This is a genomic window from Streptomyces sp. DSM 40868 (genome assembly GCF_011820545.1).
Lineage (GTDB): Bacteria > Actinomycetota > Actinomycetes > Streptomycetales > Streptomycetaceae > Streptomyces > Streptomyces eurythermus.
Genome location: NZ_CP050504.1, coordinates 1,972,150 through 1,992,433 on the forward strand (window position 1 = coordinate 1,972,150; position 20,284 = coordinate 1,992,433).

The following is a 20,284-nucleotide window of genomic DNA, read 5'->3' on the forward strand; positions in this document are numbered from 1 at the left end:
TGGGCCTGGTCACACTGGGAGGGCGAGCGCCGCCGCCCGTGCTGCGGCGCTCCCCCAGCCGTCTCCCGGCTAGGCCGGCATCCTGTCGCCGAGCAGGGCGAGGTTCTCGATGGCGGCGAGGCCGTAGAGGGCGGTGTCGTTGGTGGACACCCAGGCCGCCTCTGCGCCCTCCACCAGGCCGGCCGGTCCGGTCAGCCTCTCGGTCTTCCAGGGCGAGGACTCGGTGTAGCCGTCGGAGTTGTAGAACTTGGCCCAGGCGCGCTTGGCGAGGGCCGGGTCGCCGGTCTGTACGGCGGCGTAGGCGTCGAGGCGCGAGTGGCCCTGGAAGAGCAGCAGGGTGCCGAAGCTGGTGCCGTAGCGGGCGGTCTGTTCGGCCTTGGTGGCGTTGAAGTAGCGGCAGTAGTCCAGGTATGCCTCCTTGAACTTCGGCATGTCGACGAGGTGGATCAGTTCGGCGCACAGTTCGTTGAGTCCGAAGACGGCCGAGAGGTGGGAGACGGAGACGGCCGGCTTGTCGGCGACGGCGAACTCGCCGGTGTCGAGGTCGTAGAGCCCGCTGCCCTGGACGAAGCCGTTGGGCTGGGCGGCGATGCCCGCCATCGTGGACAGCACGCGTGCCCTGGCCTTCTCCCACTTGGGGCCCTTGCGTTCCCACTCGGTGAGCCAGGCCGACACCAGTCCGCTCCAGTCGGTGCCGAAGCCGATGGACAGGGCGTGCCGGTCGGGGGTGTAGGGGTCGGTGCGGACCTTGCGCTGGGGGTCGAGGGCGAGGAAGGTCTCGTCGGAGTCGACGTTGGCGTGCATGAGGTCGCCGACGCGTTCGTCGGCGGTGAGGAAGTAGTAGAAGCGCCGGTAGGTGGTGTTGGCGATGCGCTGCTGTTTGGCGCTGTCGGCGAAGTGCTGGACGCCGTGCCGGGTGCCGAGGCCGGCCCATGTGCCGAGGTGGTAGACGTCGACCTCGCCGGTGTGCCGGGTCATGGCCTCGGCGAAGCGGAAGATGTCGGAGCGGCCGCTTCTGAGGTAGGCGTACCAGAGCCACAGGTCGGGTGAGAGCTCGGAGTTGTCCCAGGCGTAGCCGCCGATGTCGTAGCGCCATACGTGCCGGGCGGAGTCGTAGGTGTGCATGATGTCGCCGTAGTCCCAGAAGCCGTACCAGCGGCGCATCTCCACCTGGTCCTTGTAGTAGGTGAAGAGGAAGTCGAGGTGGTCCTCGATCCTGGCCTTGGCGGGGGTGGAGCGGTCGGGCTCGGAGTACAGGCCGGGACCGAAGACCTCGGCCTTGATGAGCTGCTTGGGCGGGGCGGCGAGCTGCGGCAGGACGCGTACGGCTTCGGCCTGCCGGGCGAGGGTGTCGGCGGTGGGGGTGGAGTCGTTGGCCCAGAAGAGGAGTTCGGAGGTACGGGCGATGCCGTAGGGGGTGCCGAAGCCGGGCTCGTAGTCCTCGTAGGTGATGTTGAGGCCCTCGAGCTGTTCGGCGTAGGTGTCCTGGCCCATGCCGTCGTGGTAGAAGCGCAGGTCCATGGGCTGGGCCTCGGGCGACCAGAGCCAGAGGGTGACGGTGGCCCGGTCGGTGTGGGCGTCGCGGATGTCGAGCTGGGCGGGGAACTTCTCCCAGAAGTCGCGCAGGCCGAAGGAGAGGCCGCCGCTCGCCCCGCCGACGTAGCCGAAGCCGGAGGCGCGCCGGCCGCCGCCGGCGGCGATCCAGCCGTGGCCCTTCTTGGTGCGCTTGCGGACGGTGAAACCGTCGGCGGAAAGCTGGGCGAGGGTGTAGTCGCCCCAGTGCGGGATGTACCCCAGCCGGGTGGTGACCCGCTGGTCCCAGGTGGCGGGGTCGGGCAGCTTCTTCCCCTCGTACTGGGCGGCCTGGACGGCGGCGCCGGGGTCGCGGCGCAGTCCGGTGATGCCCTGGACGGCCTCGCGCAGCAGTCCGGTGCCCTCGCCGCCGATGCGGATGTGCCGGTCGTAGGCGGCGTCGCGCATCGGCACGGTGAAGCGGACGCCGAGGCCGCGGATGAAGTCGCCGCTCGCCTTGCCGGGCTCCTGCTTCCCGTCGTAGGTGATGGTGTGCACCATGCGGAAGGAGTCGGAGCCGGCGTAGAAGTACAGGCGGAGGGAGAACGGCAGCCACTCCCGGTCGCCCTTGCGGTGCTTGCCGTCGACGCGGACGACGGCCCGGACCGGGCCGTCCTGTTCGACGGTGACGGCGGAGACGGCGCCGTCGAAGCGTTCGGTCCGGACCGTGCCCTGGTCCTCGTCCTCGATCTCGGGCTGGCGGAGGAGGACGAGCCGGCCGTTGCGGGCGATCTCGGTGGAGCCGCGGGTGACGGACTTGACGATCGTGGTGCCGTTCTTGCCGATCTTCGCGGTGATGACGCCGGTGGAGACGTCGATGGTGCCGCCGCCGCTGTCGACGGTGACCTTCCGCGCGGGCTCGGCGGGGGTGCCCGTGGTGAGCGTGAGCTTGCCGGTGCCGGTGGCGACGGCGTGGGCGGTCCATTTGAGGGAGCCGTCGGGCCAGTAGGCGAGCGGCCAGGTCTGCACGGGGACGTGCCCGCCGTCGGCGTCGGTGACCGCGAAGGACTGGTCCGCCTGGTGGGCGCCCATCGGCCAGGGCACACCCACGGTGGCGCCGGGCGCGGCGCCGAGGCCGCCGTCCTCCAGCCAGTCCAGGGTCACCGGGTCGGCGCCGTCGGCGGCGGCAGCGGGCGCGGCCTCGGCGTCCCGGGCGCCCAGGGCCCAGCTGAACTGGGCGGCCGCTCCGGCGACGGCGGCGGCCTTGAGGAGGGACCTGCGGGGGATGGGGGACATGACCTTTCCTTCCATGGGCGGGGTAGGCGGAGCGTGGTCAGGGGCATGACAGAGGGGGCTACGGTGCTCGGGGCGCGGGGGGCCGAGAAGGTGGTGTGGATCCGTCGGTTGCCCGGCTCCCCGGGGCCGGGTCGTGCAGTGCCGCCCGGGTCCGGGAACGGCCCGCTCAGCCACGCCCGGCTCCGGCGGACCTCCCGTTCGGCGGAATCGGGGACCGGGGCCGCGGGCTCCGGGGCGTCGGTCTTCGGCAGCCGCAGGCGTCGGTGTCCGGTGGCCGCTGGTTCCGGCGGCTCCGGAATGTGGGGCGGTGCCGGTCTTCCGGTGCGGCCACGCTCCGCGGGCCACCGCCGAGACCGACGGGGCCGGGGTCAGCGGCGGCGGTAACGCTCCTCGACGGCGACGGCCGCCCCTGCCACGACTCCCAGCACGGGGACCGCCAGCGGGGCGATGAGCAGGGCCGAACAACAGGTCAGGACGGCTCCGCCGACCAGCAGGAAGGAGCCCGCGGGATCCCGTACGGTACGCCGCCCGGCTTCGGCGAGCAGGACCCGCCAGCGCTCCCCGGGCGCCCACACCGCCGCCGCCCGCAGCCCGGCCACCGCCAGCCCGAGCAGCGCGAGCAGTCCCACGGCCCCGACCAGGGGCCCGCCGGGCAGTCCGGCGCGTACGGCCCGGACGTCCAGCCAGGCGACCACCACGGCGACCCAGCCGGCGGCGCCGACGGCCCATCCCCCGCGCAGCGCGGAGCGGAAGTCGGCGGTGAACTCCCGCCAGCCGCCGCCCTGGTGGCCGGTGCGCCGGCGCAGGTGCCGGGCGCCGGCGGCGAACGCGGCCGGGTAGGTGACCACGCCGAGGCAGGCCACCGCGATCCACACCCCGGTCAGCAGGGACTCGGCGAAGACGCCGTACCGCTCCGCGAACCCGGACTCCCGGCGCGGCCGCACCCGAGCTTGGGACATGGTTCAGCCCTTCAGTCCGGAGGTCGCCATGCCGTCGATGAGATAGCGCTGGAAGGCGAGGAAGAACAGCAGCACCGGCAGCAGCGCGACCAGCGACATGGCGATCATGCCGCCGTAGTTGGCGGCCACGCCGTCGGAGTCGCGGAACATCATCAGGCCCAGGGAGACGGTGTACTTGCCGGGCTCGTTGAGGTAGATCAGCGGACCCATGAAGTCGTTCCAGGCGTTGATGAAGGTGAAGATCGCGCTGGTGATGAGCGCGGGCCGGCACAGCGGCAGCACGATCGACCAGTAGGTGCGCAGGTGCCCGCAGCCGTCCAGGCGGGCGGCCTCGTCCAGTTCCCGGGGCAGGTTCCGCATGAACTGCACCATGAGGAAGACGAAGAAGGCCTCGGTGGCGAGGTACTTGCCGATCAGCAGCGGGACGTAGGTGTTGACCAGCTCCAGCTTCTGGAACATCACGTACTGCGGGATCAGCAGCACGTGGTACGGCAGCAGGAGCGTGCCGATCATGAGGGAGAACAGCAGGTTGCGGCCGGCGAACTTGATGCGCGCGAAGGCGTAGGCGGTCAGCGAGCAGGAGACCAGGACGCCGGCGACCGCGCCGCCCGCGTAGAGCAGGGAGTTCTGGAAGAACGTCCAGATCCTGATGTCCGCTATGCCGTCGGCGAGGCCCTTGAAGTTGGACAGGATGGGGTGGGACGGGAACAGCGTGAGGCTGTTGATGATGTCCTTGCTGGGCTTGAACGAGGCGCCGATCACCCAGACGACCGGGTAGAGGATGACGGCCAGGATCAGCAGGGCGCCGAGGTGCCAGGCGAGGGAGCCGGCCCGCCGGCGGCCGGGGCCCGGGGTCCGGGTGCCGGCCGTGCGCACCGGGGCCTTGGTGGTGGTGGCGCTCATCGGGCGTCCTCCTCGTAGTGCACCCACTTCTTCTGGGACCAGAAGAGGACGGCCGTCACCAGGGCCACGGCGAGCAGCAGCATCCAGGCCATGGCGGAGGCGAAGCCCATCTGGGCGTTCTTGAAGCCCTGCTGGTACAGGTAGCAGGTGTAGACGAGCGTGGCGTCGGCCGGTCCGCAGGCGGTGTTGGAGACGACGTAGGCCGAGCCGAAGATCTGGAACGAGTGGATGGTCTCCAGCAGCACGTTGAAGAAGAGCACCGGGGAGATCATCGGCAGGGTGATGTTCCAGAACCTGCGGAAGGGTCCGGCGCCGTCCATCTCGGCCGCTTCGTAGAGTTCCCTGGGCACCTGCTTGAGTCCGGCCAGGAAGATGACCATGGGCGCCCCGAACTGCCAGACGGTCAGCGCGACCAGGGAGTACATCACCCAGTCGGCGTTGCCGACCCAGCCGCCGACGTGGAAGCCGAGGAAGGTCTGCGTACGGTCCACGACGGCGCCGTCGGAGAACAGCGAGCGCCAGACGAAGCCGACCGAGACGCTCGCGCCGATGAGCGAGGGGGCGTAGAAGGCGGCCCGGTAGAAGGCCTGGCCGCGGCGGCTCTGCGCGAGGAGCAGGGCGACGCCGAGGGCGAGCAGCAGCTTGAGCGGGGTGCCGATGACGACGTACTTGGCCGTCACCTCCACCGACTTCTGCCAGCGCGGGTCGTCGAACATCTTGGTGAAGTTGTCGAGACCGACCCACTTGGGGCTGGTGAAGAGGTTGTAGTCGGTGAACGCGAAGTAGAGGGAGGCGATCATCGGGCCCGCGGTCAGCAGCAGGAACCCGGCGATCCAGGGGGACATGAACAGATAGCCGGCGAGGTTCTCCCGCCGCCGGCCCGGCCGCCCCGTCCTCGCGGTGGCGGCCCGGCGCGCGCCGCGGGTCGCGGGCACGGAGTCCTTGACGAGCGTCACGGCGTTTCCCATCAGGCCTGGAAGGCGGCTTCGGCCTCGGTGAAGAACTGCTTCACCGCGTCGGAGACCTTGGACTTGCCCTGTCCGAGGTCTCCGCCGAGGCGCAGGAAGGCGGCCTCGATGGTGTCGGCACCGGAAGGGTGCGGGGTGATCGCGCCGAGGATGCCTGCCTTGGCGGTGTCCTCCTCGTACCGCGCGATCTCCTTGTTGACCGCGTCGGCCGGCTTGTAGGCCGCGAACTGCTCGGTGGTGGTGAGGATGCCGCGGTCGTAGCCCATGATCTTGCCGACCCGGGGGTCGTGGACCATGAAGTCGATGAACTGCGCGACCTCCTTGGGGTGCGAGGTGCGGGCGGAGGCGCTGAGCATCAGGGAGGCGAGGTACTGGCCGGTGTGCTTGCCGTCCGTGGTGGGGATGGGCGCGAGGCCGTACTCGCTGTCGCCCTCGGCCGAGTAGCGGACGGTGAAGTTGTCCCAGGTGAACTCCGAGGCGCCGTGGCCGGCGGAGAGGGAGGACTTGGGCTTGTCCTGCTGGACGACCTTGGGGTCGGTGACGACTCCGGCCCTGACCCGGCCCAGGCCGTCCGTCCACCACTCCGTCAGGTCGGCCTTGTCGAAGCCGAGTCCGTCGTCGGTGAAGAACGCCTTGCCGTTCTGGCGCAGGTAGAGGTCGTACAGGTACATGATGGTGAAGTAGCCGGTGTCCCCGGGGACCCGCGTCTTGTCGTGGATGGTCTTCAGGGCCTTGAAGTACTCGTCCCAGGTCCAGCCCGGCCGGGGTTCGACGCCCGCCTTCCGGAAGAGCTTCTTGTCGATGACGAGTGACATGGTGTTGGAGCCGACCGGAATCCCGAGCTGTTTGCCGTCGACCTCGCCGACCTTCGTGACGCCCGCGCGGAAGTGATCCAGACTCAGATTCCCGGCCTCCACCTGAGGCTTGAGATCGAGGAGAATTCCGCGCTTGTCGTACTTCCTGAGGAAAGTGACGGCGTTTTGGAAAACGTCCGGGGGGTTTCCGCCGGCTGCCTGGGTCTGGAACTTCTCCCAGAACGAGTCATACGTCTGGAAATCGGTCTTGACCTTGATCTTGGGGTATTTCTGCTCGAAGAGGGCGATGGACTGATTGATCTTCTTGGCCCGCTCCTCGGCACCCCACCAGGAGTAACGGATCGTCACCGTGCCGTTTCCGGAGCCGCTTCCGCCGCCGCAGCCGGTGGTCGCGGCGAGCCCGAGCGTGGCCGCCGACGCCCCGGCCGCCTTCAGGATCGTACGCCTGTCAAGATTCCTGGTTCCCACAGTCGGGCCCTCCCCGCAGCATCTCCGCCACGCGCATGAATCGTTTCAAGTAAGCGCTTGCTGGCACAAGGTACGAAGGGGCCAGGGGTGCGTCAATGACCCGGACAGGATTTTCTTGCGGGCGCCCGGACCGGCCGACCGGCCCGCTGCCCGCTCCCACCACCGGAAACGGGCCGGCCCGCCGGCCGTTCCCACTGGTGGGGGAAGCGTGGCCGACGGGCCGAACGAACCGGACGGGGAATCAGGCGGGCAGGGAGGCCAGCCAGTCGAGCAGGATCCGGTTCGTCTCCTCCGGGCGCTCCTGCTGGACGAAGTGCCCGCAACCGTCCAGGATGTGCGAACCGAGCAGGCCGGGCAGCGTCTCGGGGAAAGCCTTGACGGCATCGGCCAGCCAGGCGAGGGAGGCGTCCCGCTCACCCCCGATGAACAGCGAGGGCCGCGTGATCGGCCGCCCCGCCCAATCGGCCAGGTCGGCCCAGTCCCGGTCCATGTTCCGGTACCGGTTCAGGGCCCCGGTCATCCCCGTCCGCTCGAACTCGCCGGCCAAGACGTCGAGGTCCCGCTCCCCCAGCCAGGACGGCAGCACGCCGACGGGGAAACACTCGCGCAGCGTCCCGCCGGCCCCGGTGAAGTGCGGGTCGGGAGCGCCGGGGGCGGGCATGGTGTCGGCGGACAGCGCCGCGTAGAAGCCCGCGAGCCAGCCGCGCACATCGGGCTCCATCTCGGCTTCGGCCCGGCCGGGCTGCTGGAAGTAGGAGATGTAGAACTCCTGGGGGCGCGGGTGGGAGTGGGGGTGCGGGTGGACGCCGGGCTGGTCGGCGCCGGGCCGCTCGACACCGGGCTCGTCGTCCGCGCCGGCTCCGCCCATGCGGGCGAAGACCTCGCTGGGGCGGGGGCCGCCGGGCGGGGTGTACGGCACACCGAGCAGCCCTACGGCCCGGAACACGTCCGGCCTGGTCAGCGTGGACATGGCGGCGATCGTCGCGCCCCAGTCGTGCCCGACGACCACGGCGGAACGCTCACCCAGCCCCTCCACCACGGCGACGTTGTCCGCGACCAGGTCGAGCATCCGGTACGCCTCCACGGCCTCCGGCTTGGACGAACGGCCGTACCCCCGCACATCGATCGCCACCGCGCGGTAGCCGGCCGAGGCGAGCGCCGCCAGCTGGTGCCGCCAGGCGTACCAGGACTCCGGGAAGCCGTGCAGCAACAGCACCAAGGGCCCGCTGCCCTGCTCGACCAGGTGGATACGGCCGGCCGGGGAGGGGACGAGACGGTGGGTGAGGGTGGAGGAGGCGGTGGGCGGCACGGGAACTCCTGAAGTTGTGAGAGCTGGGGTGGGCGGGTGGTTGGGTCGGGGTGCGGTCCTGAGGGGTGGGGGTTCCGGGGGGTGTGGGGTGGATGTCTTACGAGGTGTGGGCCTGCCGCGCGCGGGAAGGTCCTGGGGGTCGCAGGTGCCCTCGGTCGGCCCTGGGGCGGGCAGCGGGGCAGGGCTGGTGCCGGGCGGGGCGGGACGGTTGGGCGCGCCGGGAGCGGGCCGAGCGGGCCGGCGCACTGAAGGCCGGCCGGTGTCGGGCGCGGCTCGCGAAAGGCCGGTCGGAACGGATCCGGGGGCTGGAGGCGTGGGTACGGGCGGGCGGGTGTCGGAGGACGGTGGGTGGCTCTTGCTCGGGGCCCTGAACACGATGATCAGGTGGGTGACGGGGCCGGGACGAGGGTTGTTGCCGGTTCGGCAAAACGCGCCCTCTTGGTGGTGAGGGGGAGGCCCATCACGGCCGACGGCCCTTGGCTACGCCTGTGCGTCGCACCAGTCACCCTTCGTGAGCCCGACGCCCCACGCCCGAGGCCCCCGCAGGCCCGATACCCAACCCCGCAAGCGCCGACGTACGCACACCAGGGCGAAGGACCAGGAGGCCCGGCCGAGCGGCGTCAGAGGGGCCCTGAGGCTCCGGGGGCGGAGGAGCGCCCGGCGAACCGCTTGCCCGGCGCCCGACCGCCGACCGCGCCTCCCCGCCGCCGTACGCCCGCCCGTACCGGCGCGGATACGACGACGGCCCATCTGCCTGTCGCAGATGGGCCGTCGGTCCGGGGTGGGCGATACTGGGTTCGAACCAGTGACCTCTTCGGTGTGAACGAAGCGCTCTCCCACTGAGCTAATCGCCCGGGCGCAGGAAGAACATTACCCCATGTCAGGGGGTGCTTCCGACCAGGGGGCCGGGCCGCGGACGCCGCCGGCCCCCCGGAGCCCGCGTCACTGGTCCTTGATCTTCCAGGGCATGACGAGGCCGAACTTCCACAGGTAGATCCCGGCGAGCACGCCGATGATCACCAGTCCGATCACGGTGAGGGTGATGTTGCGTCGGCGCACCTTGGGGTCGAGGGCCCGCTGGGCCGCCTCGGTGACCTTGCGTTTGGTCCAGCGGAGCACGAGCTGGGCCCAGACGAACTCGGTCGCCCAGATCGCCATGCCGCCGAAGATCACGACCCAGCCGGGCCCGGGCAGCGGCAGCATGATGATGCCCGCGACGACCACCGCGAGGCCGACCACGAAGACCCCGACCTGCCAGCTCAGGTGGAGGAGCCGGCGGGACTTGATGAATTCCGGCGCCCGTGAGCCCAGCCCGCTCCCGGCTCCGTCGGCGGTCTCCTGCCGGTCTGTCTTGGTCCTGTCCGATGCCACGGCGACCTCGCCCGGTTCGTCACTCCCCGTATTCATATAGACAAACCCTACCCGAGTGAAACCAGTCACCGGAATGGTGGTAGATCCGGTACGAGTTCTCGGCCGGAAGAGTTACGTAAACACACCCAAAACCCTCAGAGGGGTTTACAACGGCACCGTAGGTGGCATGTCGATTTCGCCGACGTGCGAATCCCCGAGCGCACACTGAGCGAAAGGCCCTGGCGCTTATGAACACCACGGTCAGCTGCGAGCTGCACCTGCGCCTCGTTGTGTCGAGCGAGTCCTCCCTGCCTGTCCCCGCAGGCCTGCGGTACGACACGGCCGACCCCTACGCCGTGCACGCCACCTTCCACACCGGAGCCGAGGAGACCGTCGAGTGGGTGTTCGCCCGCGACCTCCTCGCCGAGGGCCTGCACCGGCCCACCGGCACCGGCGACGTCCGCGTCTGGCCATCCCGCAGCCATGGTCAGGGCGTCGTGTGCATCGCCCTCAGCTCCCCGGAGGGAGAGGCGCTGCTCGAGGCCCCCGCGCGGGCCCTGGAGTCCTTCCTGAAGCGAACCGACGCCGCCGTGCCGCCCGGCACGGAGCACCGGCACTTCGACCTGGATCAGGAGCTCTCGCACATCCTGGCGGAGAACTAGGCCGCGGCCCTTCCGAGCAGCCCGGCGCCGTCCACTCGGGGAGACGGCTCGGGCCAAGACAACCGCATACGGCAACGGACCGACGCCGCCCTCGTGAGCGTTCACGGGCGGCGTCGGCCTGCCGTCGCCGGCCGCGATACGCGAGCGGACGATCGCTGTGCGTATGCGATGCCGGGGTCGGGGGCGATGGGCGCGCGGTCGGCCGTCGTCCTCGTCCGTTCGGCCGGGCCGGGGCCGTGCGGCCGGACGGGTGCGGCGGGAACCCCGTGCGGCGCGGGGGCGTTCTCACGGCAATCGGGGTCGGGGAAGGACGGGTGCGGTCGGCGCGCTAGTCGCTACCATCGGCCAGCATCGGCGGGCGCCCGCCCGACCCCCAGGCCAGGGAGCGAAACGTGCTGATCACCCACGACACCCGGTGCGCCCTCGACACCGTGGTGGATCTGGTGAACTCCGCGCCCGAGGACGATGCGGCGGCGGACGGTCTGCCCGACGTCCAGGCACTCACGGATTTCGTACGAAGTCACAAAATCAGCGATGTCGGAGTGCTGTCGGAGCTGGATCTCTCCGCGGTGCGCAGGCTCCGGGGGCGCTTCGCGGCGGTCTTCGCGGCCCCGGACGCCCGGTCCGCGGCCCTGATGATCAACGAGCTGGTCGCCGCCGCCGGCACCACGCCCCGGCTGACCGACCACGACGGCTACGACTGGCACATGCACTACTTCGCGCCGGGCGCCTCCGTGGCCGACCATCTCGCCGCCGACTGCGGGATGGCACTGGCCTTCTTCGTGGTGGCCGGAGAGCAGGAGCGGCTGCGGCGCTGCGAGGCACCGGACTGCCGGCGTGCCTTCGTGGATCTCTCCCGCAACCGCTCGCGCCGCTACTGCGACAGCCGTACCTGCGGGAACCGGCTGCATGTCGCCGCCTACCGGGCCCGGCGCAAGGAAGCGGCGGGCTGAGCGGGGGCGGACGGGGGGGCAGGCCGGCACGGGCGGCCCGGACGGTGCCCCCGATGCGACGTCGGTCCCGGCGGGTGGCGCCGGGACGGACGTGTACGGCTCACAGCAACAGCAGATCGTGCAGCGCAGCCATGAGCAGCAGACACCCGATCACCGCCAGGAAGATCATCAGCGGTGGCTGGGAAAGGGCGAAGAGGCACCCGCGAGGCTCGTCCTTGGGCGGCGCGGCCTCGCTCTGTGTAGTGTCCAGCATCTCGCCGCAGATCATGGCGTACCCGGTGCCCGGTCGCGATCAGCGCTGGAGATCTTGCGGGAGTTCGCCGAATACCGTGAGGTCTCGTCCGGCTGGTGAACGATTCCGGCCGCTCCGGGGACTCAGTGTGTCCCTTCGGCCAGTCATGTGACTGTCATATGCCGTGCTTCTTGAGGATGGCCTCGATGTCGCTGAAGTCCTCCGACGCGCCGGCGGACCGGGGGGTGGTCCGAGGAGTGGCCGGGCGTGCCGAGGGACCGGCCGTCGTCCCGCCGAGGGGCGGGGCCGTGGCCGCGGGGGCCACCGTGTCCCGCTCCTCCCGTCTCGCCGCCCTGCGCTCGGCGCCGGTCGTCCCGCGCCGGCGCTCCACGGCCCGGGTGCCGGTGAACAGGAGCCAGGCCGCGCCGAGCACTCCGAAGCCCGCCCAGGCGGTGGGGCTCAGCGCGGTGTCGGCGAGCCAGCCGACGACCCCGGTCATCACCAGGCCGACCGGGACGAGCGAGTAGGCCGCGAGGCGGGCCGCCGCCAAGAAGCGTCTGCGGTAGGCGGTGAACACCGCGATCCCCAGGCCCGCCGCGGAAACGGCGGAGCAGACTGTCTCGGCGATCATCCGGTCCTCCTGGCGGGTTCGGTCCGTCGCTTCCATCGTGCACCTCCGGATCCCCGCGAGGCCATGCTCCAGCCGGACATCAGGGACATCTCCGGGTTCTCTCCTACTGGAGTGGCGGTACGCGGCCCGCTCGCGCACCGAGGTCCGGTTGGGCCGCCCGCGCCCGGCCTGGAAGACTGGTGGCCATGAGCGACTCCTCCCCCGCCCGCACCGATGCCCTCGTCCTCGACGTCTGGTGCGAGCTGCAGTGCCCCGACTGCCGTACGGCCCTGGACGACGTACGCGCCCTGCGTGCCCGCTACGGCGACCGGCTCGAGCTGCGGCTGCGGCACTTCCCGCTGGAGAAGCACAAGCACTCCTTCGCCGCCGCGCAGGCCGCCGAGGAGGCGCTGGAGCAGGGCAAGGGCTGGCCGTACGTGGAGGCCGTGCTGGAGCGGGTGGCGGAGCTGGACCGTCAGGGGGAACCCTTCCTGGTCGAGGTGGCCCGGGAACTCGGGCTGGACGCGGAGGAATTCGACACCGCGTTGATCGACGGCCGGCACATCCTGGTCGTGGACGCCGACCAGGCCGAGGGCAAGGCCATCGGCGTGACCGGTACGCCGACGTACGTCATCGGGGGCGAGCGTCTCGACGGCGGCAAGAGCCAGGAGGGCCTGCGCGAACGCATCGAGCAGATCGTGGACCGCCTGCTGGCCGACCGCGCCGCCGGGCGGGCCTGAGGACCGCGCCGGGAGCGGAGGTGCCGGCCCGGTGGCGCCGTCTACAGCAGGGGCTTGCTCAGGAAATACCTGACCGTTTCGTAGCCGAGTGACGTGTACAGGGCCTCGGCGGGGGTGTTGCCCGCGAAGACGTTGAGGCCCAGGACCGGGCGGCCGGCGCCGGTCGCCTGCTGTTCCGCCAGGAGCATGAGCGTACGGCCGTGTCCCCGGCCCCGGTGGGCCGGATACGTCCGCACGTCGAAGACGAACGCCTTGCCCTCCTGGAGTGCCACCCACAGGGTGCCCACCGGACTGCCCTCGTGCTCCAGCACGCTGAAGAGCACGCCGTCCGTCGCCAAGCCGTGCGGCAGCAGCCGTGCGTGGTCGTCCCGGGACTTGGCGCGGGCGGCGGCCTCCGGGATGCCGCGCTCGACCCACATACGCGCGAACTGCTCGCGCTCCGCCTCCAGCCAGGCGTCGAACTCCTCCCCCGTCATCGGCCGCGCACGGCTGCCCGCGGGCAGGGCGGGCGGGGTGCCGTCCAGGCGCTTCTCCATGCCGCGGTTGCGCACGGTGTAACCGAGGGTGCGGAACAGGCTCAGGGCGGTGTCCGCCGCGACGGGCACCATGGCCTCCAGCTGCACGCAGCCCCAGCCGCGGGCCACCTCCTCCGCGGCCAGCGCCGCCACGGTGCCCCGCCCGCGCCGCCGGTCGGGCTCGTCGATCCGCAGGTCGATGATGCGGGCCACGGAGTCGCCGAGGGACGGCGAGGTACCGAGGTGGATCTCGCCGACGGGACGGCTGTTCACGCACACCGCGTAGCGCCGTGAGCGGGTCCCGTCGGGGTTCTGCCGGAGCGGCTCGGCCGGCCGCAGGGTCGTCGTCATCACAGAGGTTCTACCCGTGCCGGCCGGCCGAGTCAGCCGGTTTTCGGCCCCGGCCCCCGACCCCTGGTCCGGTGGGCCCCGGCTCGCCGTCGCCGGTCCGGTCGTCGGCTCAGGGGTCCAGGTCCCTGCCGGACCGCTCGTCGAAGACGCGCATCGCCTCGGCGGTCACCGGGCCCTGGGCGCCGGGCAGTTCACGGCCGTCGACGCGGTGCAGGGCCTGTACGTCCCGCAGGGACGAGGTGAGGAAGACCTCGTCGGCGCGCTGGAGGACGTCCAGCGGCAGGTCGGTCTCCCGGGCGCCCGTCCACTCGATGACCAGGGCGCGGGTGATGCCGGGCAGACAGCCGGAGGTGACCGGCGGGGTGTGGATCTCGCCGTCCAGGACGACGAAGACGTTCGTCGCGGCGCCTTCGCAGAGCCGTCCGGCCGTGTTGCCGAACAGCGCCTCGGAGGCGCCGAGTTGGCGGGCCCGGTCGAGGGCGACGAGATTCTCGGCGTACGACGTGCTCTTCACGCCGGCGAGGGCGCCGCGCTCGTTGCGGGTCCACGGGACGGTGACCGCCGCGGTGGAGTCGGGGCGGCGGGCGGTCCCGGCGACGGCGACCACCAGGGTCGGGCCGTGCCCGCCGCGGCCGGTGCCGAGCGGGCCGTGGCCGCCGGTGCAGGTGATCCGCAGCCGGCCCAGCGGCATGGGGTTGGCCTCCAGTACGGCCGCGCAGGCGCGGCGGATCTCGTCGTGGTCGGGGTCCGGCAGGCCGAGGACGCGGGCGGAGCGGGTCAGCCGGTCGAGGTGCCGGGTGAGCGCGAAGGGCCGGCCGTGGACCGTCTTCACGGTCTCGAAGACGCCGTCGCCGACGGTCAGGCCGCGGTCGAGGACGGAGACCCGGGCGGTGTCCGCCTCGCGCAGCCCGCCGTCCAGCCAGACCCTCATCCGAGGGCCTCCTCGGTCCCCTCGTACGCGCCCGACGCCACCGCGAGCAGCCGGGCCGCCTTCAGCTCGGTCTCCCGCCACTCCCCTTCCGGGTCGGACCCCCAGGTGATGCCGGCGCCCGCGCCGAAGCGCAGGGTGGCGTCGGAGCGGTCGATCCAGAAGGTGCGTATGCCCACGGCCAGCTCGCCGGTGCCCCGGTCGGCGTCCACCCAGCCGATGCCGCCGCAGTAGGGGCCGCGCGGTGCCGGCTCCAGTTCCTCGATGATCCTCATGGCGCTCGACTTGGGGGCGCCGGTGACCGAGCCGGGCGGGAAGGCCGCGGCCAGCAGCTCGGGCCAGCCGGCGCCGGGGCGCAGCTCGCCGCGCACGGTGGAGACGAGGTGGACGAGCCCGGGGTGCTTCTCGACCGCGCACAGGTCGGGGACGGTCACGCTGCCGGTCTCGCATACCCGCCCGATGTCGTTGCGGACCAGGTCCACGATCATCACGTTCTCGGCGTAGTCCTTGTCCAGGAGGTCCGCCTCGGTCCGCCCGGTGCCCTTGATCGGGCCCGACTCGACGGTCCGGCCGTGCCGGCGCAGGAACAGCTCGGGAGAGGCGGTGGCGATCTCCACGCCGTGCTCCGGCAGGCGGATCGTTCCGGCGTACGGCGCCGGGTTGCCGCGGGCCAGTACGGCGGTCAGGGCGTCCACGTCGGCGCCGGGGGCGGCGGGCGCGCTGAGCACGCGGCAGAGGTTGGCCTGGTAGACCTCGCCGGCCGCGATGTGCTCGCGGATGCGCTGGACGGCCGCCGTGTACGCGGCGCGGTCCAGGGAGGACGTCCACTGCCCCGGCTCCGGGCCCTGCCACCGGCCGGGCCGCGGCGCGGGCACCGGCTCCTCGCGTACGTCCGCGAAGCGGGCGCAGGTCAGCCGGCCTTCGTAGTCGGCGCAGACGGCCCAGAAGCCGGTGGAGTCCAGGGCGGCCGGGTCGCTGGTGACGTCGAGCAGGCCCGTGGCGACACGGTCGCCGAAACGGGCCAGAGGAGGGAGTCGGCAGGGGTCGTGGAGCACGTGGTCGAGTCTAGGTCGGGTGTCCGCCGGGTGGCCCCGGGATGTCCTGTGGGGGGCGCTGACCACGGGGTACGCGGGGCGCACCGCAGCACGCTGCGCAAACGCGTTTTTGTACTGGCCGGGGAATCCGCTAGAGTTCAACACGTCGCCGGGACGCGGAAGCGGACCGAAACGACAAGCGGACGTAGCTCAGTTGGTAGAGCGCAACCTTGCCAAGGTTGAGGTCGCGAGTTCGAGCCTCGTCGTCCGCTCGAAGGAAGAAGGGGTCATCCCGATCCCCTACACTCCTGGTGGAGTGGCCGAGAGGCGAGGCAACGGCCTGCAAAGCCGTCTACACGGGTTCAAATCCCGTCTCCACCTCCAAGGACGATTAGCTCAGCGGGAGAGCGCTTCCCTGACACGGAAGAGGTCACTGGTTCAATCCCAGTATCGTCCACTGGATCTTCGGATCCCGGATCTTCTCGAAGGTCCCCCGCGCGATTAGCTCAGCGGGAGAGCGCTTCCCTGACACGGAAGAGGTCACTGGTTCAATCCCAGTATCGCGCACTGTCTGTGACTCGCGGGTCACAGTTCCCGGACGATTAGCTCAGCGGGAGAGCGCTTCCCTGACACGGAAGAGGTCACTGGTTCAATCCCAGTATCGTCCACACAGCAAGGAGCCCCCGGCCGTCTCGTACGGCCGGGGGCTTCTTCGTGTGCTCAGCTGGAGAACAGCATGTGGCCGAAGCTCTTGTGGCGGTGGTGGCCGTAGTGACCGTGGTCGCCGTGGTGACCGCCGTGCGGGGCGCCCCAGGCGGGCGCGGGCGGGGCCGCCGGGGGGTAGGCCTGCGGGGCGGGCGGCGGGGGCGGGGCCGGCTGGGACCACTGGGCCTCCAGGCGGGTCAGCGCCTCCAGCTCGCCGTAGTCGAGGAAGATGCCGCGACAGCCGCTGCACTGCTCGATCTGGACGCCGTTGCGGTTGTAGGTGTGCATCGGCGCATGGCACTTCGGACACTGCATGCTCGGCTCAACTCCTCGCCGGTCGGTACTGCTTCGTGCTTCCCCAGGACAGACTCCGTCCGGCCCCGGGCGGTTGCAGCCTAGTCCGGGGTTCCGGGCGCCCGGCGGTCAGGGGGCGCGGGGGCGGACGGCATGCGCGCGCAGGCGTCGGCCAGGGCCTGCTCCACCTCGTCCAGCGGGCGGCCGGCGGCGAGCGCCTTCGTGATCGCCAGGGCGGCCGTCTGCACGGTGAGCGCGCGGGCCGGTACGTCCAGGGCGGGCCAGGGATCGCCGTCCGCGGGCACAGCCGGGCCGCCGGCGCTCCGGTAGGCGGTCAGGAAGCGGGTCCACTCGTCGGGCGGGAGGAGTCCGCAGGCGTACCAGGCGGCGGGGCGGGCGAGGTCCCAGGCGGGGACGCCCGCGCCGAGGTCGTCCACGTCGATGAGCCGCCACGGGCCGTCCGGCGCGGGGTGCCGGACGAGCTGGCCGAGGTGCAGGTCGCCGTGGCAGAGGGCGGCCGGGCCGGGCATCGGGGCCCTGGCGGTGGCCCAGGCGGGCAGGGCTGCCCAGGCGGCCAGCACCGGGCGGGCGGCGGGGCGGGCGGGCCCCTGGGGCGTGGCGCGCAGGGCCGCGTGGAGCCGGTCGAGGGCGCGGGCGGCCTTGGCGGGGCCGCGCATCGGGGGGAGGCCGGCGGGGACGGGAGTGCGGTGCAGCCGGGCCAGGAGGGCGGCCACGGCTTCCCAGGGGGCCGCGTCGGGGTCGTCCCGGTCCACGGGGACGCCGTACGGCCAGAGGGTGACCAGACGGCCGTGGGGGTCGTGGGGGGCGTGCGGGTCGCGCAGGGGGGCCGGGGCGGGGGTGAGGGGTGGCAGCAGCACGTCGGGGAGACGGGTGGCGGTGGCGACGCGGAGGGTCAGGGCGGCGGGGTCGGTGTCCGGGGCGTGGGCCTTGGCCACGGCGCCGGCGTGGCGGACGACGGCGGCGTCGGGGCGGACGGCGAGGGGAGTACTGGCGCACGGGCAGGTGGCCGGGGTGCCGTGGACCGCCGCCCTGGCCCGGGCGGTCAGGGCCGATATGAGGGGGTCGGCGGGGGCGTCTGCGCTGGTGGCTGTGTCTGCGGTCACCGTTGCCTCGGGGGAAGGGGTGGCTGTCCGGCCGAGGGTACTGGGGCCGGTCGCGGGAGGGACGCCCGCCCGCGGCCGGGAAGGGCCCGCGGGGAGAGCGCGCCCCCTACAGGGAACGTGGGGGAAACGGCCGATGCCGGCGCAGCTCCCCAGCTGCGCCGGCATTCTTGCCGTCCGCCGTACCCCCGTCCCCACGGGGTTTCATGGATCGATGTCCCCGCCCGGACCGCTCTTCCGGGCCTGGGGTCGCCGCTCAGCGCCCCAGCATCGCACCCACGGACGACGCTTGTGTGGCCACCGTCTCCCAGCCGTCGAAGACGAGCAGGAGCAGGGCCGCGAGGGGAAGGGCCATGAGTGTCGCCACCAGCGGGTGGCGACGGCCCGTGCGGCGGGAGGCGAACGCCGGGCGTCGCGGTGCCGTATGGGCCATGGTCCCTCTCCTGACTGTTCGGTTGTCGACTGCAGCGGCGGGTGTCCGACCTCGGGGGACGAGTACCGCACCCGCCGCTTGCCCTCAAATCTAGGCGGGCCGCCCGGGGCCGACGTCATGCCCTCGTACCGATTGCCGGGCCTCCGGGAGGATGAGCCCCCGGTCGCGAACTACTCCCCTGGGTGGAGACGCGGGCCCGGGCATCGGGGACTTCCCGGAGGGGTCGTCCGCTCTGTCCGGTCATTTCGGAAGCGTCCCGCTCACCGGGTGGAGTGACTTCGATCACTCGGACCGGTGCCGGAAGGGGTACCGGAGGTGGATCCCGGTCCGGGGCCCGGCCCCGCCCGCGAGCGGTCGGCGGGCGGCGGCCGGCGGGGGGGCCGCCCGGGATGCCTCGGCTCCGCGCGAGCTCAACCTCCCGGAGCGACAGGCGGGTTGGCGGCCCCGCCGACGCGAAGTCGCGCTAACGCCTGGCCTGCTGACCGGGTTTCACCTCCCCCGGACGGCCCGCACAATCCGTCCCGCCGAGAGGGCGCGGCCTCTGCGCGCGGGCGGCCGTGGAAACGTAAGCTGTGCCACGTCACAGGGACCGGGCAGCGGGGATGAACATGGCGATGATGCGCCTGAGGCGCGAGGACCCGCGCGTCGTCGGCTCGTTCAGGCTTCACCGACGGCTCGGCGCGGGCGGAATGGGCGTGGTGTATCTCGGCTCCGACAAGAAGGGGCAGCGGGTCGCGCTGAAGGTGATCCGGCCGGACCTGGCGGAGGACCAGGAGTTCCGGTCGCGGTTCGCGCGCGAGGTGTCCGCGGCCCGGCGGATCCGCGGCGGCTGCACGGCCCGGCTGGTCGCCGCCGATCTGGAGGCCGAGCGGCCCTGGTTCGCCACGCAGTACGTGCCCGGGCCGTCCCTGCACGACAAGGTCGCCGAGGAAGGGGCGCTCTGCGCGGCGGACACGGCGGCGATCGGCGCGGCCCTGTCCGAGGGGCTGGTCGCCGTGCACGAGGCCGGTGTCGTCCACCGGGACCTGAAGCCCTCCAACATCCTGCTGTCCCCCAAGGGGCCGCGGATCATCGACTTCGGCATCGCCTGGGCCACCGGCGCCTCCACGCTCACCCATGTGGGCACCGCGGTCGGCTCCCCCGGCTTCCTCGCCCCCGAGCAGGTGCGCGGCGCGGCGGTCACCCCGGCCACCGACGTCTTCTCGCTCGGCGCCACGCTGGCGTACGCCTCGACCGGTGACTCGCCCTTCGGGCACGGCAGTTCCGAGGTGATGCTGTACCGGGTGGTGCACGAGGAGCCGCAGCTGGCCGGCGTACCGGACGCGCTGGCTCCGCTGATCCGGGCCTGTCTGGCGAAGGACCCCGAGGAGCGGCCCAGCACGCTCCAGCTGTCGCTGCGGCTGAAGGAGATCGCCGCCCGGGAGGCGCAGGGGCTGAACGACGTACGCCCGCCGCACCCGCGGGCCGCCGAGGCCGACCGGCCCACCGGGCGGCTCGCCGACACCTACCCCGAGCCGCAGCGCACCCAGCGGCGGGGCTCCCCCGGCACACCGCCGCGCCCGGGCGTCCCGGCCCGGGGCGGGATGCCGTCCCGGGGAGGCGTCTCCGCGCGCGGCGACGCGCCGTCCCGTGAGGGCGCGCCCTCGCGTGGCGCCCGCGGCGGGGCCGCGTCCGCGCGGCCGGGTACGGTACGCCCCACCCCGGCGCCACGCGGCGGCGGCCCGCGCTCCGGCGGCGGCCGTCCGGCTCCGCGCGGCACCTCCGGACGGCGCCCGACGGGGACCGGTCTGCGGCCCGCCAATCCGCGGCTGCTGCGGCAGCGGCTGTTCGTGTTCGTGGTGGTGACGCTGCTGGTGGCGCTCGGCATCGCGGTCGCCCAGGGCTGCCAGGGCCCGGCCCGCGGGCTGGGCGGCGACGGCGGGGTCCGGCTCGAGCGGCACGCCCGGCCGGGCGCTCCGGCGGACCAGAGCCTCGCGGTGCGGCTCGGCGAGCCGCTGTCGGGTGACGGCAGGTTTACGTGGGACCGGTCGGCTTAGTCGCCGGTTCACGGCACCGGAAGCCGACGGCTCCGGGGAAGCGCGGGCGCCGAGCCACCGGGACAACACCGGCGGACGCCCCGGGCGTGG

At 72.4% G+C, this 20,284-nt stretch carries 19 protein-coding genes and 6 tRNA genes; 9 read left to right on the forward strand and 16 right to left on the reverse strand.

Annotated elements, in window-relative coordinates:
• Positions 1–69 precede the first annotated feature (69 nt).
• The 8 genes from HB370_RS08810 to HB370_RS08845 form a co-directional block, all read right to left on the reverse strand.
• Positions 70–2,808, reverse strand: coding sequence for a hypothetical protein (locus HB370_RS08810; RefSeq protein WP_030781036.1), 2,739 nt, complete (start codon positions 2,806–2,808; stop codon positions 70–72).
• Positions 2,809–3,176: 368 nt separating this feature from the next.
• Positions 3,177–3,767, reverse strand: a complete 591-nt coding sequence (locus HB370_RS08815) for a hypothetical protein (protein WP_030781039.1) — start codon at positions 3,765–3,767, stop codon at positions 3,177–3,179.
• Positions 3,768–3,770: 3 nt separating this feature from the next.
• Positions 3,771–4,670: a carbohydrate ABC transporter permease gene (locus tag HB370_RS08820; RefSeq protein WP_030781042.1), complete on the reverse strand. Its 900-nt coding sequence runs from the start codon at positions 4,668–4,670 to the stop codon at positions 3,771–3,773.
• A complete protein-coding gene (locus HB370_RS08825; protein WP_037655462.1) occupies positions 4,667–5,626 on the reverse strand; it encodes a sugar ABC transporter permease in 960 nt (319 codons plus the stop codon). Before HB370_RS08825 ends, HB370_RS08820 begins: the two co-directional genes overlap by 4 nt.
• Positions 5,627–5,637: 11 nt before the next feature.
• On the reverse strand, positions 5,638–6,921 hold the full coding sequence (locus HB370_RS08830; RefSeq protein WP_030781045.1) for an extracellular solute-binding protein: 1,284 nt from the start codon (positions 6,919–6,921) through the stop codon (positions 5,638–5,640).
• A 241-nt stretch (positions 6,922–7,162) separates the two neighbouring features.
• Positions 7,163–8,230 (reverse strand): alpha/beta hydrolase, encoded by a 1,068-nt coding sequence (locus HB370_RS08835; RefSeq protein ID WP_030781048.1) that lies wholly within the window; start codon positions 8,228–8,230, stop codon positions 7,163–7,165.
• A 782-nt stretch (positions 8,231–9,012) separates the two neighbouring features.
• Positions 9,013–9,084 (reverse strand) — tRNA-Val (locus tag HB370_RS08840).
• An 88-nt stretch (positions 9,085–9,172) separates the two neighbouring features.
• The gene (locus tag HB370_RS08845) at positions 9,173–9,637 is read right to left on the reverse strand and encodes a TIGR02611 family protein (RefSeq protein WP_030781050.1); all 465 of its coding nucleotides are present in this window, start codon (positions 9,635–9,637) and stop codon (positions 9,173–9,175) included.
• Between the two features lie 191 nt (positions 9,638–9,828).
• Here HB370_RS08845 and HB370_RS08850 point away from each other — a divergent pair, with 191 nt between their 5' ends.
• Together HB370_RS08850 and HB370_RS08855 are read left to right on the forward strand one after the other, a co-directional pair.
• Positions 9,829–10,242, forward strand: a complete 414-nt coding sequence (locus HB370_RS08850) for an SsgA family sporulation/cell division regulator (RefSeq protein WP_010351314.1) — start codon at positions 9,829–9,831, stop codon at positions 10,240–10,242.
• Between the two features lie 392 nt (positions 10,243–10,634).
• On the forward strand, positions 10,635–11,195 hold the full coding sequence (locus HB370_RS08855; RefSeq protein ID WP_030781054.1) for a CGNR zinc finger domain-containing protein: 561 nt from the start codon (positions 10,635–10,637) through the stop codon (positions 11,193–11,195).
• Between the two features lie 100 nt (positions 11,196–11,295).
• Here HB370_RS08855 and HB370_RS08860 read toward each other — a convergent pair whose 3' ends face one another.
• Together HB370_RS08860 and HB370_RS08865 are read right to left on the reverse strand one after the other, a co-directional pair.
• Positions 11,296–11,448, reverse strand: coding sequence for a hypothetical protein (locus HB370_RS08860; RefSeq protein ID WP_167345734.1), 153 nt, complete (start codon positions 11,446–11,448; stop codon positions 11,296–11,298).
• A 154-nt stretch (positions 11,449–11,602) separates the two neighbouring features.
• Positions 11,603–12,058, reverse strand: coding sequence for a hypothetical protein (locus tag HB370_RS08865; RefSeq protein WP_030781056.1), 456 nt, complete (start codon positions 12,056–12,058; stop codon positions 11,603–11,605).
• A gap of 185 nt (positions 12,059–12,243) precedes the next feature.
• Here HB370_RS08865 and HB370_RS08870 point away from each other — a divergent pair, with 185 nt between their 5' ends.
• A complete protein-coding gene (locus HB370_RS08870; RefSeq protein ID WP_030781059.1) occupies positions 12,244–12,777 on the forward strand; it encodes a DsbA family protein in 534 nt (177 codons plus the stop codon).
• Between the two features lie 41 nt (positions 12,778–12,818).
• Here the strand turns inward: HB370_RS08870 and HB370_RS08875 are convergent, their stop codons facing one another.
• The 3 genes from HB370_RS08875 to HB370_RS08885 form a co-directional block, all read right to left on the reverse strand.
• Complete coding sequence (locus tag HB370_RS08875; protein ID WP_030781062.1) at positions 12,819–13,643, reverse strand: GNAT family N-acetyltransferase; 825 nt, start codon at positions 13,641–13,643, stop codon at positions 12,819–12,821.
• A 109-nt stretch (positions 13,644–13,752) separates the two neighbouring features.
• Entirely contained in the window at positions 13,753–14,574 is an 822-nt protein-coding gene (locus HB370_RS08880; protein ID WP_030781065.1) for an aminodeoxychorismate lyase, read from the reverse strand.
• Positions 14,571–15,626, reverse strand: coding sequence for a chorismate-binding protein (locus HB370_RS08885; RefSeq protein WP_030781068.1), 1,056 nt, complete (start codon positions 15,624–15,626; stop codon positions 14,571–14,573). Before HB370_RS08885 ends, HB370_RS08880 begins: the two co-directional genes overlap by 4 nt.
• Before the next feature lie 178 nt (positions 15,627–15,804).
• Here HB370_RS08885 and HB370_RS08890 point away from each other — a divergent pair.
• The 5 genes from HB370_RS08890 to HB370_RS08910 all read left to right on the forward strand — a co-directional run bounded on the left by HB370_RS08890 (position 15,805) and on the right by HB370_RS08910 (position 16,273).
• Positions 15,805–15,877 (forward strand) — tRNA-Gly (locus tag HB370_RS08890).
• 38 nt (positions 15,878–15,915) lie between these two features.
• Positions 15,916–15,989, forward strand: a tRNA-Cys gene (locus HB370_RS08895).
• A gap of 1 nt (position 15,990) precedes the next feature.
• Positions 15,991–16,062: transfer RNA gene (locus HB370_RS08900), tRNA-Val, on the forward strand.
• A gap of 38 nt (positions 16,063–16,100) precedes the next feature.
• Positions 16,101–16,172 (forward strand) — tRNA-Val (locus tag HB370_RS08905).
• Between the two features lie 29 nt (positions 16,173–16,201).
• A tRNA-Val gene (locus tag HB370_RS08910) sits at positions 16,202–16,273 on the forward strand.
• Positions 16,274–16,325: 52 nt separating this feature from the next.
• On the opposite strand, the gene HB370_RS08915 is transcribed toward HB370_RS08910, so the two are convergent.
• The 3 genes from HB370_RS08915 to HB370_RS08925 form a co-directional block, all read right to left on the reverse strand.
• Positions 16,326–16,625 (reverse strand): zf-TFIIB domain-containing protein, encoded by a 300-nt coding sequence (locus HB370_RS08915; protein ID WP_078637490.1) that lies wholly within the window; start codon positions 16,623–16,625, stop codon positions 16,326–16,328.
• Between the two features lie 80 nt (positions 16,626–16,705).
• Positions 16,706–17,728 (reverse strand): aminoglycoside phosphotransferase family protein, encoded by a 1,023-nt coding sequence (locus HB370_RS08920; RefSeq protein ID WP_030781073.1) that lies wholly within the window; start codon positions 17,726–17,728, stop codon positions 16,706–16,708.
• A gap of 253 nt (positions 17,729–17,981) precedes the next feature.
• On the reverse strand, positions 17,982–18,158 hold the full coding sequence (locus HB370_RS08925; RefSeq protein ID WP_030613749.1) for a hypothetical protein: 177 nt from the start codon (positions 18,156–18,158) through the stop codon (positions 17,982–17,984).
• A 602-nt stretch (positions 18,159–18,760) separates the two neighbouring features.
• On the opposite strand from HB370_RS08925, the gene HB370_RS08930 reads away from it, so the two are divergent.
• Positions 18,761–20,194 carry a serine/threonine-protein kinase gene (locus HB370_RS08930; protein WP_244405476.1) on the forward strand — a complete coding sequence of 478 codons (1,434 nt, stop codon included), beginning with the start codon at positions 18,761–18,763 and terminating at the stop codon, positions 20,192–20,194.
• Positions 20,195–20,284 lie beyond the last annotated feature (90 nt).